The organism is Desulfobaculum bizertense DSM 18034 (assembly GCF_900167065.1).
Lineage (GTDB): Bacteria > Desulfobacterota > Desulfovibrionia > Desulfovibrionales > Desulfovibrionaceae > Desulfobaculum > Desulfobaculum bizertense.
The window spans coordinates 185,810-198,941 of record NZ_FUYA01000004.1 but is presented as its reverse complement, the minus strand read 5'-3'; the positions used below and the strand labels follow the sequence as shown (position 1 = coordinate 198,941).

At 52.0% G+C, this 13,132-nt stretch carries 12 protein-coding genes; 10 read left to right on the top strand and 2 right to left on the bottom strand.

Annotated elements, in window-relative coordinates:
* Positions 1-53 precede the first annotated feature (53 nt).
* The 10 genes from B5D23_RS07580 (at position 54) to B5D23_RS07535 (ending at position 11,285) form a co-directional block, all read left to right on the top strand.
* Positions 54-992: a SurA N-terminal domain-containing protein gene (locus B5D23_RS07580; RefSeq protein ID WP_078684810.1), complete on the top strand. Its 939-nt coding sequence runs from the start codon at positions 54-56 to the stop codon at positions 990-992.
* 66 nt (positions 993-1,058) lie between these two features.
* On the top strand, positions 1,059-2,003 hold the full coding sequence (locus B5D23_RS07575) for a helix-turn-helix domain-containing protein (RefSeq protein WP_078684809.1): 945 nt from the start codon (positions 1,059-1,061) through the stop codon (positions 2,001-2,003).
* Positions 2,004-2,014: 11 nt separating this feature from the next.
* Positions 2,015-2,764 carry a DNA repair protein RecO gene (recO, locus tag B5D23_RS07570; RefSeq protein ID WP_078684808.1) on the top strand — a complete coding sequence of 250 codons (750 nt, stop codon included), beginning with the start codon at positions 2,015-2,017 and terminating at the stop codon, positions 2,762-2,764.
* A gap of 46 nt (positions 2,765-2,810) precedes the next feature.
* Positions 2,811-3,680, top strand: a complete 870-nt coding sequence (gene glyQ, locus B5D23_RS07565) for a glycine--tRNA ligase subunit alpha (RefSeq protein WP_078684807.1) — start codon at positions 2,811-2,813, stop codon at positions 3,678-3,680.
* Between the two features lie 12 nt (positions 3,681-3,692).
* Positions 3,693-5,780 carry a glycine--tRNA ligase subunit beta gene (glyS, locus tag B5D23_RS07560; protein ID WP_078684806.1) on the top strand — a complete coding sequence of 696 codons (2,088 nt, stop codon included), beginning with the start codon at positions 3,693-3,695 and terminating at the stop codon, positions 5,778-5,780.
* Between the two features lie 143 nt (positions 5,781-5,923).
* Positions 5,924-6,187: a 30S ribosomal protein S20 gene (gene rpsT / locus B5D23_RS07555; protein ID WP_078684805.1), complete on the top strand. Its 264-nt coding sequence runs from the start codon at positions 5,924-5,926 to the stop codon at positions 6,185-6,187.
* A 179-nt stretch (positions 6,188-6,366) separates the two neighbouring features.
* Positions 6,367-7,734, top strand: coding sequence for a Trk system potassium transporter TrkA (gene trkA, locus B5D23_RS07550; protein WP_078684804.1), 1,368 nt, complete (start codon positions 6,367-6,369; stop codon positions 7,732-7,734).
* Positions 7,735-9,186, top strand: a complete 1,452-nt coding sequence (locus tag B5D23_RS07545; RefSeq protein ID WP_078684803.1) for a TrkH family potassium uptake protein — start codon at positions 7,735-7,737, stop codon at positions 9,184-9,186.
* Positions 9,187-9,221: 35 nt separating this feature from the next.
* Complete coding sequence (locus B5D23_RS07540; protein ID WP_078684802.1) at positions 9,222-10,595, top strand: TrkH family potassium uptake protein; 1,374 nt, start codon at positions 9,222-9,224, stop codon at positions 10,593-10,595.
* Between the two features lie 36 nt (positions 10,596-10,631).
* Positions 10,632-11,285, top strand: coding sequence for a potassium channel family protein (locus B5D23_RS07535; RefSeq protein ID WP_078684801.1), 654 nt, complete (start codon positions 10,632-10,634; stop codon positions 11,283-11,285).
* A 157-nt stretch (positions 11,286-11,442) separates the two neighbouring features.
* On the opposite strand, the gene B5D23_RS07530 is transcribed toward B5D23_RS07535, so the two are convergent.
* Complete coding sequence (locus B5D23_RS07530) at positions 11,443-12,294, bottom strand: menaquinone biosynthetic enzyme MqnA/MqnD family protein (RefSeq protein ID WP_078684800.1); 852 nt, start codon at positions 12,292-12,294, stop codon at positions 11,443-11,445.
* A gap of 127 nt (positions 12,295-12,421) precedes the next feature.
* The gene (locus tag B5D23_RS07525) at positions 12,422-13,093 is read right to left on the bottom strand and encodes an adenylate kinase (RefSeq protein WP_078684799.1); all 672 of its coding nucleotides are present in this window, start codon (positions 13,091-13,093) and stop codon (positions 12,422-12,424) included.
* Positions 13,094-13,132: the final 39 nt, after the last annotated feature.

The following is a 13,132-nucleotide window of genomic DNA, read 5'->3' as shown; positions in this document are numbered from 1 at the left end:
TACACAGGCGTTCTGTGTGGCCGCTTTAACAGGAACATTATGGGAGAGAGTCCTTGCATCGTTCATACAAGACTATTCTTGCGTTGCTTTTTGTGCTGTGCTTTTCATCTGTAGCATGGAGTGCACAGGTCGTTGACCGCATTGTTGCAGTGGTAAACGGCGAAATTATCACCCTTTTCGATCTCAATGAACGCATTAAACCCTTCCTTGACCGTTTTCAGGGGAAGACTCTGACGGATGCCGACAAGCGGGCTATCCTCCAACTGAAACACCAAATGCTTGATGGTATGGTGAATAACATTCTCATTAAGCAGGAAGGCGATCGCCTTGGAATCCAAATTTCTGATGTTGAAGTTGAGAATGAAGTCCGAACCTATAAGAAGAATGCCAATCTTTCTGAAGAAGATTTTCAGAAGCAGCTGACCCTTGAGGGGCTGACTCGTGATCAGTTCAAGGACAAGCTGAAAGAAGAAATCCTTCGCCACAAGCTCCTTGGTTTCATGGTAAAGCGAAAAGTCGCCGTGACGAAGCAGGACATTCAGCGCTATTATGATGCGCATCCTGAGATGTTTAAGCAGAACAAGCAGCTTGATGTGAGCCTGATTCTTGCTGGATCTGACGTCAATCTGAAAGAAATTCGTGCCAGAATCGCAAATGGCGAGATAGAATTTGCGGATGCTGCCAACACATATTCTGAAGGTCCCGGAGCAGGGCAGGGCGGCCGTATTGGTACGCTCGAATGGCGCGATTTGGCTCCTGAGTGGCGCGACGTGCTGCGCGGTGTGTCTGCTGGCAATATGACAAAGATTTTTGCTGTTCAGGGCAAGAGCGCCCTTATTCTTGTAAATGGTGTTCAGCAGGCTGGCGAAGCCGACCTGAAATCCGTGGAAGATCGCATCTACAAGACGCTGTACCAGGAACGCCTTGAAAAACGTTTTCAGGAGTACATTGGTAAGCTGAAAGAAAATGCTCTGATTGAAATCAAGCTGTAGGATTTTTTTCGTCAACGTTCCGGTACGCTTCGACGAATGTGACGCAGCGTTTATGGAGTTTTCGTAATGGATTTACAGGAACTGGGCGAGGTATTCCGAGAGGAACGCGAACGGCAGGGCTTGACCATCGACGAGGTGGTCGAACGCACCAAGATTAGCAAAATCAACATCGTGGCAATAGAAAAGGCTCAGACCGAATTTTTGCCACATCCCGTATATGCCAAGGGCTTTGTTCGAAATTATGCCCGAATGCTTGGACTGGATGCTGATGAGATGTCTGCGGTCATGGAGGTGGAATACACCCTGCCAGAACTGGAGAATGGCGACGGTTGCGGGGCACTGAATCCCCCACGTATTGCTGTCCTCAATAATGAAAAAAAGCGCACCCTGCGCAAGGTCTTCCTTGTTGTCGCGGTCGTTGTATGTCTCGCAGCAGCTGGGGCGTATTACTTCTTTGGCCCGAAAAAGGCCGAGCAGCCTGTTGTTGCAACTGTTGAAGAGTCGCTTGCTGTTGAGCAGGCTGCTCCAGACAGTGTAGAGCCTGAGGCGAGCGAAGTTGTGACAGAGTCTGTCCCGGCAGATCAGACTGAGAGCGCAACGGAAGATGTTCAGGCCAATGCTGCCGCGACAGCTCCGGCTGATGCTTCGGGCGCAGAGTCCGCTGCTGAGCCGGTGGCTGATGCGACGCCAGAGGAATCTGCCCCGGCAGAAGACGTTGCAGCCCCGGAACAAACCGCAACGGTCTTGCCCATTGCCCAGCAGGTGCTGGAAGTTCGGGCAACAGAGACTTGCTGGATGCGGGCTGTGATTGATCCTGACGAGAATGGTGAGGGGAAGATCATTGATGCAACACTTCAGGCCGGAGATTCTCAGGTGCTGAACTTTGCAACGGGGCTTTCGCTCAAGTTGGGCAATGCTGGTGGCGTTGAGCTGATGCTGAACGGCCAGAAGTATGACTTTAGCGCCAAGCGTGGACAGGTTCGTACCCTGGACTTTCGCGCAGAAGAGTAGACAGCCTGCCTATGCAGGATTTTATCGATAAAGCACTTATACTGCGAGTTGGGCGGTTTCGGGAGGCGGACCTTTGGCTCCGTCTCTTTACCCCACAGCGGGGACTGCTCACCGCATTTGCATTTGGAGGCAGCCGCAGCCGGCGACGGTTTGTTGGCTGCCTCGATGCGTTAAATGTTGTTTCGTTTTTGTTTCAGCCGAACAAAACAGGGACCTATCTGGCTCTTGGCGAAGGAAATTTGCTCAAGGGACGCCGTGGCTTACGGAAAAGTTCAAAGCGCCTTGGCTTTGCGGCAAACTGTGTGAAGTTTTTTGAGGCAGTCCATGTTGAGCCAGAGGAATCAGAAAAAAGTTTTGTCCTGCTGGATCAGGCGCTGGACACAATTGAGAGCGAAGATCGCATTTCCCCGCTTTTCCCAATGCTCTTTCGATTGCGGACGGCATTTGAGCAGGGCTACGGGCCGTCGCTAGACACTTGCTCTCAATGCGGAAAAGTCTTAAAGACTGCGGTTGCTCCGACACTTTTTGTTGAGGAAGGACGAATTTTATGTGGAGAATGCTCCTCCGCAGGCGGACGCCGGGTACCTCTCAACGGCCGGGTCCTGTCCATCCTTGAGCATGTCTGCCGAAACACTCCGGAAGCGTGGTGCTCACTTGAGCTTGCTGGCGAAGATCGGCGCATCATTTATGATGCAGTCGACAGTCTGGTGCGCTGGCACTTGGGGCTGAAGTGGGAAGACGGACGCTTTCTTAGAACTTGATGATTTCGCCAGAGAAAACTCTGGATGATGTAAAGAAGGAGAGAATATGTATTTCCAGGATGTTATCTTGGCTCTGCAAAAGTACTGGTCCGATCGTGGCTGCGTTCTGCAGCAGCCATATGATATTGAGACCGGCGCCGGAACCTTCAATCCGGCAACTTTTTTGCGAGCCATCGGGCCGGAGCCGTGGCGTGTTGCCTATGTGGAACCCTCTCGCAGACCCACTGACGGCCGTTATGGTGAAAACCCAAACCGCCTGCAGCTGTTCAATCAGTTTCAGGTTCTGCTGAAGCCCTCTCCTGACAATGTGCAGGAGCTGTACCTTGAGAGCCTCAAGGCTCTTGGTATTGATCCCGCAGAGCATGACATCCGCTTTGTTGAGGACAACTGGGAATCCCCGACTCTTGGCGCATGGGGCCTTGGCTGGGAAGTGTGGCTGAACGGAATGGAAATTTCCCAGTTCACCTACTTCCAGCAGGTTGGCGGCATCGACATGCACCCGGTGAGTGTTGAGCTGACCTACGGTCTTGAACGTATTTGCATGTACCTCCAGGAAAAAGAGTCCGTGTACGATCTCGACTGGAATGCCAACGTGAAATACGGCGATGTGAGCCATCAGGTTGAAGTTGAGCATTCCCGCTACAACTTTGACGAGTCTGATCCGGAGATGCTCCTGAACCTGTTTAATATGTACGAAGCAGAGAGCCTGAGCCTGTGCGAGAAAAAATTGCCGTGGCCTGCATATGACTACTGCATGAAGTGCTCTCATACGTTCAACCTGCTCGACGCCCGCGGCGCCATCTCCATCACTGAGCGTACAGCGTACATTGGCCGTGTCCGCAACATCGCATCCCGGGTTGCCCGTCTTTACGCAGAACAGCGTGAAGAAATGGGATATCCCATGCTGAACAGGTAAGGAAGGTTTTTCATGTCTCAGTGTGTTCTCGAAATCGGAACCGAAGAAATTCCCGCACGTTTTTTCCCTCGCCTGAACAACGAGCTTGGCAAGGCAATCAGCACTGCGCTGAGCGCCGCCAAGGTTGAGGTTGAGGACTTTACTACTTTTGCGACTCCCCGTCGTATCGCTTTTGTGGCAACGGGAGTTGCCGCAGAGCAGCGCCGTGAGGAGGAGCTGTTTACTGGTCCGCCGAAGCGCATCGCATATGATGCCGAAGGCCAGCCCACCAAGGCTGCTCTTGGCTTTGCAAAGACGCAGGGCGTTGACATCAACGACTGCTTTATTCTGGAAAACGACAAGGGCGAGTACCTTGCTGTTCGCAAGATGACAGGTGGCGCAAGCACTGCATCTCTGCTTCCGGAAATCTTTGAGAAGGCTGTTGCTTCCCTTCAGTTCCCCAAGAAAATGCGCTGGGGAACTCGCGAGTTTGGCTTTGGTCGTCCCATTCACTGGTTTGTCGCGCTGTTTGACGATCAGGTTATTCCTTTCTCTCTGGCGGGCATTGAGTCTGGTCGCAGCACTTTGGGTCACCGCGTGTTGGGCAAGGGCGAAGTTGAAATCGCTCATGCTGCAGATTACCTCAAGGTGATTCGCGAAGATTGCGCTGTTGTTCTGGACGCTGCCGAGCGTAAGGAAGCCATCCGCAAGGAAGGCGACCGCCTGGCCGCAGAGCAGGGTGGTAAGGTTGTCTGGAATGATGACCTGCTGGATGAGGTGTGTGGACTGGTTGAGCATCCCGTGGTCATCCTCGGTGAATTCGACAGGTCTTTCCTCGAAGTCCCCCGCGAAGTGCTGCTTTCCAGCATGGAAGGTCACCAGAAGAGTTTTGGTGTTGAAGCTGAAGACGGAAGCCTTCTGCCGTTCTTTGTCCCGGTGCTGAACATCGAGCCAAAAGATATGGCTGTGGTCAAGAAAGGCTGGGAGCGCGTGCTGCGTGCCCGTCTGGAAGACGCCCGCTTCTTCTGGAAGACTGACCTTGAGGCCAACGTTGATGAATGGCTGACTAAGCTTGATGACGTTATTTTCTTTGGTCCTCTTGGAAGCATGGGCAACAAGACCCGCCGCATCGAAAAGCTGTGTGGCTGGCTCTCTGAGCAGGTTGATCCTTCTCTGTCCGCAGACCTTACTCGTGCTGGCCGCATGTCCAAGGCTGACCTTGAGTCTGGCATGGTTGGTGAGTTTGACGAGCTTCAGGGTATCATGGGCGGTATCTATGCTGAAAAGCGTGGTGAAAGCGCTGTGGTTTCCAAGGCTCTGTACGAGCAGTATCTGCCCGCAGGCCCGAACAGCCCTGTGCCGTCCTCTCTCGGTGGTGCACTGCTGTCCATGGCTGACAAGGCCGATACCCTTGCTGGTTGCTTTGGCCTGAACAAGGTCCCGACTGGCGCAAACGATCCGTTTGCACTGCGTCGTGCCGCTCTTGGTATTTGCCGCATCGTGCTTGAGCACAACCTGCGCATTGATCTTGATGCCTTCCTGCGTGAAGCTCAGGCCGCATATGGTCAGGATGTGCAGTGGAAGCTGGACCAGGACGAGGCCTTTGGCAAAATGCAGCAGTTCTTCGCGAACCGTCTGCGAGCCTATTTCCAGGGCAAAGGCTATGAGACGCTGGCTGTTGATGCCGCTCTTGGCGCTGGTTTTGCTGACCTTTGGGCTTTGGCTGCCCGTGTCGACTCCCTGTCTGCATTCTGCAAGGAAGCTGACTTTGAGCAGGCCGTGCTGACCTTTAAGCGCGCATCCAATATTATTGTAAAACAGGGCAAGACCGTGGAACTGTCCGGTGAGTATTCCGCAGAACTGCTTGAAGATGAGCATGAAAAGGCTCTGGCTGCTCGCCTGACCGAGATTGCTCCCAAGTGGGAAGAGCTGTGGAAGAACGATGATTTCGCCAGCCTTTTTGCACTGCTGCGCGAACTTCGCCCCGACGTTGACGCCTTCTTCGACAATGTTATGGTTATGTGTGAGGACGAAAAGCTTCGTCTGAACCGCCTGAACATGCTCAAGGCGCTGGTTTCCCGTCTTGGCCTTTTGGCTGATTTCGCCGCTCTGCAGGTCTAGTTTTTTCGACTAGACTTCTATATACTGCGAAGTCACTACGCGTATTGACAAATGAGACGGAAGCATATATTGCTCCAACTTCTCTGAACGAACTCAAACGCACAATACGTCAAAACATATACTTTTCTTTAGGAGGAAGTACCTTGGCTAATCACAAATCCGCTCTGAAGCGTCACCGCCAGAGCCTGAAGCGCAATGCTCGCAACACCGCTGTTAAAACCCGCGTCAAGAACGTGGTCAAAGCTGTGCGTGTCGCTGTTGATACCAACGACAAAGAGCAGGCTCAGGTCGCTCTGAAGACCGCCACCTCCGTGCTGGGCAAAGCTGCATCCAAGAACGTGCTGCACGCTCGCACCGCTTCTCGCAAGATTTCCCGCCTTACTCTTGCTGTTAACAAAATGGCATAACACGGCGAATATCTTCTGATACGACCCCGGCCCGCCGCGCGTAGCGTGGCGGGCTTTTTGCGTTGCAACGAAACTCGGTGTATAAGAGTCAGTGAACACTGGATTTGAGAGTGCTTTTCCAGTAGAGGGGGACGACAGCCACTGTCCCCTTTTCTTTAGGTAAAAAAGCGAGCACAGTTTTGAAAGTCATCATCATCGGCGCTGGCGAAGTGGGCTTCCACATTGCGCGACGACTCTCCGGCGAGTCAAAAGAAGTTATTGTTATTGATAAAGATCCTGATGCACTCATTCGCATTGCAGAGCATTTGGACGTTCAGACCGTAGAAGGCTCTGGGAGTAATCCCGAAACGCTCAAGGCGGCGGGTATTGATACCGCTGATGTCATGCTTGCCGTGACAGACAGTGACGAAATCAACATCATTGCGTGTACCTTTGCAAATGCGTTGTCGTCGAGCACCATTAAGTTGGCGCGCGTTAGAAATGATGACTACATTTATTTTCAGGATGCGCAGCAGACTCCGGTTTTGCCCATCGACAAGATCATCAATCCTGATGTCGAGATCGTCAAAACCATTGAGCGCATGATCCACCTGCCTGACGCAGAAGAGATCAATGAATTTGCTGACGGCCATGTCAAAATGATTGGCCTCCCCATCTCTGACAGCAGTCCTGTCCTGAACTGCAACCTTATGAACATCCGCGAGTCTCTCGGCGGGGTGAGCATCATCATTGGCGCGATTGTCCGTGGTGAAAAGCTTATTATTCCGTCTGGTGAAGACATCATCCGAAAGGGCGACCTGATTTATTTTGTATGCAGGGATGAAGACCTGCCTGCAATTATGGAACGCCTTGGTGCGCGGTATCGTCCTATTCGTAATCTGCTTCTTATTGGCGGCGGCGACATTGGTGCCCGTCTTGCTGAACGTCTGGAGCAGGTTCAGAAATTTCACGTCAAGCTTGTGGAAAAAGATAGCGCGGCCTGTGAACGGCTCGCTGACGAGCTGGACCGAACGCTTGTCCTTCGTGGTGATGGAACCGATCAGGATCTGTTGCTGGAAGAGAACATTGCGGACATGGATATGGTTGTCTCGCTGACTGGCGATGAAGAAACCAATATCCTGACTTCGCTTTTGGCCAAAAGTCTTGGTGCAAAGCGTGCTGTCACTCGTATCGACAAGTTTGCGTATTTTCCGCTTGTTCGGGCCATTGGTATTGAGAATACCGTGAGTCCCCGACTCTCTGCGGTGAACACCATTCTCCAGTACATGCGCAAGGGCAAGGTGCTGACAGCCGCATCCATTAAGGGTGAAGCTGCGGAAGCACTGGAAGCCGTTGCTCAGGAGCACTCGGAGATTGTGGGCAAGAGCGTTGTGGAACTGCACCTGCCAAAGGGTGCACTGATTCTTGCTCTTGTTCGTGGCGAAGACGTGATCTTCCCCTCTGGTGACACTGTTATTCATCCCAATGACAGAATTATCATGCTGAGTACTCCCAAGAATATTCAGCAGCTTGAGAAGAGACTGACCGTGAAGGTGGAGAGTTTCTAAATGCGCTGGCGTTACACCCTGCATGTGGTGGGAGCAATTCTTGTCAGCGTGGGACTCTCCATGCTGTTAGCTCTTGGTTTTTCCTTATATTATGGTGATGGTGGTTTGCAGCCGCTCCTGTGTTCAATGGGTATTGCCATTGGCTTGGGACTTGGCTTGTTTTTTGGCTTTGGAAATCCCGAAGCCGCGCCCATGAACCACCGCGAAGGTATGGCTATTGTTGCCATTGGCTGGATTGCAGCGGGCATTATTGGAGCGTTGCCGTTTTGGATTGGCGGCGCTATTCCGAGCTTTACCGACTGCGTTTTTGAATCTGTCTCCGGCTTCACCACAACTGGTGCCTCCATCCTGACAGAAATTGAATCCATGCCCAAAGGCCTGCTCATGTGGCGAAGCATGACACACTGGCTTGGTGGCATGGGTATTATTGTCCTTTCCCTTGCTATTCTGCCATTCCTTGGCGTTGGTGGTATGCAGCTTTACAAGGCTGAGGTTCCAGGACCTGTGCCAGACAAGCTCAAGCCTCGCATTAAGGACACGGCCTCTCTGCTGTGGAAGGTTTATGTGCTGTTCACTATTGTTGAGACTCTTTTGCTCCTGTGTGGCGGCATGGACCTCTTTGATTCTCTGGCACATACCTTTGGCACAATGGCGACAGGTGGTTTTTCCACACGAAATACCTCTATTGCCGCGTATGACAGCGTCTATTTTGATGTAGTCATCACGGTGTTCATGCTTCTCGCAGGCGTGAACTTTACCCTGCATTATCAGGCATTGCGCGGTCGACGTCTTAGCGTCTTCTGGAAGGATCCGGAATGTCGCTTTTTTGTTGGCCTGTTTGCGTGTTTCACTCTCTTCTCGACCTTTTCTGTCTGGGGAGAGAATTACGACTCGTTTTGGCAGGCCCTGCGCTATACGTCTTTTCAGGTTGCGTCGATCATCACCACAACCGGCTATGCAACTGCTGACTATGAACTTTGGCCCGCTTTACCGCAGGCTCTGCTGTTTATCCTGATGTTTGTTGGAGGCTGTGCTGGGTCCACAGGTGGTGGCATCAAGTGCATGCGTGTGCTTTTGTTGATGAAGCACTCCTACAAAGAATTATTCAGGCTTATTCACCCGAGAGCAGTAACTCGTGTTAAACTTGGCGGAAAGATCGTTCCCCCGGAAGTTTTCAACTCAATTACGGGTTTCTTCCTGCTTTTCCTTGGGGTATTTATTCTGTCATCGCTGTGTCTTGCTGCAATGGGCGTCGATATTGTCTCGTCCTTTGCCGCTGTTGTGGCCTGCATTGGCAATATTGGTCCCGGTCTCGGCATGGTTGGCCCAACCGATAACTATTCACAGATACCTGAGTTAGGTAAGTGGCTGCTGGTATTGTGTATGCTGCTTGGGCGGCTTGAAATTTATACTGTCATTATCCTTTTCGTTCCTGAGTTCTGGCGCAAGTAGCACCTGAGGGACGAGGGAAGAATCGGGAGTATTCTGTGGTTCGAAAACGTATTCCAACGTTTTTTTATCCCATTGCAGCGTTTGCGCTGACCATTTTGGTGGGAACGCTTTTGCTCAAACAGGGCTTTTCGCATCCGGGCAAAAGCCTTGGCTGGATTGACGCGTTGTTTACGGCCACCTCGGCAACCTGCGTGACAGGTCTTGCAGTGGTGGACACTGGAAGCTTTTTTAGCCGAACAGGGCAGAGCGTTATTCTGGGGCTTATCCAGATTGGTGGTCTTGGTCTGATGACCTACACCTCGCTGGTCCTGTATCTTTGGAAGCGGCGCATTGCCTTTGATGACCGCGAAGCCGTCAGTCAGACGCTTCTGCATAATCCTCGATTTAGCCTTGGGATCTTTTTGAAACGGGTCGTTCTGGCCTGTATTATCCTTGAGGCGAGTGGGGCGGTTATACTCTATGCGCTTGACCCTCAAGGCTTTTCGCCGTATTCCGCAGTCTTCCATTCGGTTTCTGCTTTTTGTAATGCCGGGTTCTCCCTCTATTCGGACAGCCTGACACAGTGGAGCGGAAACTGGGGTGTGAACGCAATTTTTATGGTGCTTATTGTTGCTGGTGGCCTCGGATTTATTGTGCTGCTGGAACTGCTTGAGCGCCTGACAGGAACCCCGTTGCGAGGCTCAAAAAGCTTGCTGGGAATCCAGAATAAGATTTCATGGCATTCCTGCATTGTGCTTCGTATGAGTTTCTGGCTTATCGCAGGCGGAGCCTTGGCCATTTTGCTTGGTGAGTTCCTGCTGCGACCAGAAAACACGCAGTACGCACTGGGGGATGAACTCTTGAGTTCACTTTTCCAGTCCGTGACTTGCCGTACCGCAGGGTTCAACACAATGGATATTGGCGGAATGGCAAACGTTTCGCTTTTGGTTATGATTTTTTTGATGTTTGTTGGCGGTGCGCCGGGTTCGTGTGCTGGTGGTATCAAGGTGACGACGCTTCGTGCGGCACTTGCCTTTGCTGGCTCTCGGCTCAAGGGACGCAAACAGTCCGTCATTACAAACTATGCTCTGGATGAAGGCTCGGTAAATAGCGCGTTGACGCTGATATTTTTTGCTGGCTGCATTGTGGTCGCTGCAACGCTTATCCTGTGCATCAGTGAAACCGGAGCTGTCCCTCACGATCAGACTCGCGGACAGTTCCTTGAGCTCCTCTTTGAAGCGGTTTCGGCATTTGGTACAGTAGGGCTTTCGACCGGGATTACTCCAGAGCTGACAACAACGGGCAAACTGACGCTCACCGTTCTTATGTTTGTGGGCAGGCTTGGCCCTATTATTTTTCTTCAGGTCCTGCAGGACCTGCATCGTCACGAAAAATTCCTCTGGTCAGAAAAACGTCTGGCAATCGGCTAGGCGCAGGTACTGAGGAAGAGCTTCGCGGAGAGACTCATGGAATCGTTAGAAATTGGCATTATTGGTCTGGGAAAATTTGGATACTTTCTTGCTCAGCGCATGATGGAACTTGGTCATGACGTGGTCGGGCTGGATTCAAATCCTGACTTTGTCCGCCGTGCCCAGGACGATTTGACCCGTGTTTTTCAGGGCGATGGAACAGACCGGACTGTGCTGGAGCAGCTCGGTTTCCAGAATTTTTCCAATGTGGTCGTCAGTGTTGGCGCTGCGATGGAAGCCAGTATTTTGATCTGTCTGCACCTCAAGGAACTGGGCGTGCCCAATGTCTGGGTCAAGGCGATTAGCTGGGAACATGAAAAAGTGCTGACGAAGATTGGCGCTGATGAAGTGTTTTTCCCGGAACGCTATGGTGCTCAACAGCTGGCCTTGCGCATGACGCATCCGGGGCTTATAGATTACCTGCCGTTTGGCATGGGCGTGCTGATTCAGCAGCTCACTGTCGACAACTGGGCAGGGCAAACTTTGCGACAGCTCGACCTGACAAACAAATACCGCTTGCAGGTTGTGGCTATTCGTCATCATCCCAAGCCATCTTTTGAGTTTTTGCCGCAGGCAGACACCATGCTGCAAAAGGGTGACGAACTGGTCATTTTTGTGCAGGAAGAAATGCTTAAGAAAATTAAACCCTAGTCGAAAGGGCTGGCGTCTGTGGAGAGTTGGGGAACTTTCCGTACGCAGACGCGAGCAGACTAGAGGTTGCCCCTGAGAGCCTGAGGAAGTGTGAGGCTCTCAATATAACCGGCGAGCTTCTTTGGGAGTGTGCTCGCCGGTTTTTTTTGTGCAATTTTTAGAGCGCCCAGCGCAGTGCAGGGCTGCCGGGAATCAGTCCCAGCTTGCGGCAGTAGTCCGCAAAGAGAATAAGCGACGCCTGTTCATTTGGCCCAAGACGGTAATCAAGGGTCGACAGGTAATCCTCAATCTGTTCTTCGGTAATCCAGGAATGGAATTCGTCCATTTCGGCAATATGTGAGACGTAACTGTTATACGTCAGCTTGCTTTTTTCCAGAGCCTCATCCACCACGCGCAGAAGATTCTGCTGCGCCTCACTCAGTCCATGCCGGACAATCCACACCGAAAAGACAAAAGGCAGACCTGTGAAATCACGCCACTCCTGCCCAAGGTCAATAATGTGCCAGCCTTCGGGCGGACGAATCCAGTGACGCAGGGCGAGATTGCCGATTTCAAGGAAGGGGCGGCCCAGTGTATGACCTGTTCCAGGTTCAATGGGATTCCATTCTGCTTCTGGCAGCTTCCAGGAGAATTTCCATAAAACCTTGAGCAGGGCAGCAGAGCTAGCAGAAGCCTTGGTGAGGTTCACTGTCGGACCGTTTTCCTTGATCCACTGTGGCAACTCGGCGAGTGGTACCGGACTCATAAGAAAAACGCTTTTGACGCGTCCTTGTGGTGCGGTAATGGAAAGATTGGGGAGTACCCGGTACTGCTCTGCGTGCAGAAGGTACTCAAAGGCAGAGGCGGGAGCGAGATCCATGTCACCAGTCGCCATTGCGCTGTTCATGAGAGAAGGGTGTCCCTTGACGTACTGTATTTCGTCAGACGGGGGAATGTGATCTTTGAGAGCGAGAAAGAGGGGCAGAATATTCAGGTAATCAATTTGCCCAATGGTCAGATGGGTTTTCATGGAAAAAAATCCTTCTTTACAATCAGTTCCATTCTGTGGGGAGGAACATGCCCCTTGGGCTACAGAAAAAGAAAAGCCCCCGGAGGTATACCCCCGGAGGCCAATGCTTGCAACTTGTGGAAGTCGACTAGGCAAGCTGAGAAATAAGGGTATCCTTGATTTCGTCAATGGTGCCTTCGCCGTCAAGTTCGATGTACTTGAAGCCAGCTTCAGCAGCCTTGTCGCGGTAGAAGTAGGCAGCTGCGAGAGTGCCGTCTTCAGTGTTGTAGTAAATGTTGTGGCGCTTGTTGATTGCTTCTTCGTCCAGGTCGTCCTTGCGGGCGCTCAGGTCGCCACCACAGACACGGCACTTGTCGCCATTAGGCGCGATAGCCGGGATACCAACGTTGTTGGGGTGGTTCGGGTCATTGGCGCAAAGGCGACGGCCCATGATGCGAGCTTTTGCAATTTCGCGAGGGAGCTTGATTTCAATAACGTAGTCGAGCTTTTCGCCGTCTTTCTGGAGAGCGTCCCAAAGCTTCTCGGCCTGAGCGATGGAGCGGGGGAAGCCGTCCAGCAGCCAGCCCTTGGAGGAGGACTTTTTCAGTACGTCCAGAACCATGGGAATAGTGATATCGTCAGGAACCAGTTCACCTTTTTCGATGAATGCCTTGGCCTTGAGACCAAGCTCGGTACCGCCGCCGATGTGTTTGCGGAAGATAGCACCAGATTCGATGTGATCGATGTCGTACTTTTTCTTAACCAGGGAGCCCTGAGTGCCTTTGCCGCTACCATTGGGGCCAAAAATCAGAATATTCACAGGTTCCTCCTTAACACGTTTAAAATTTCACAAAGGTCT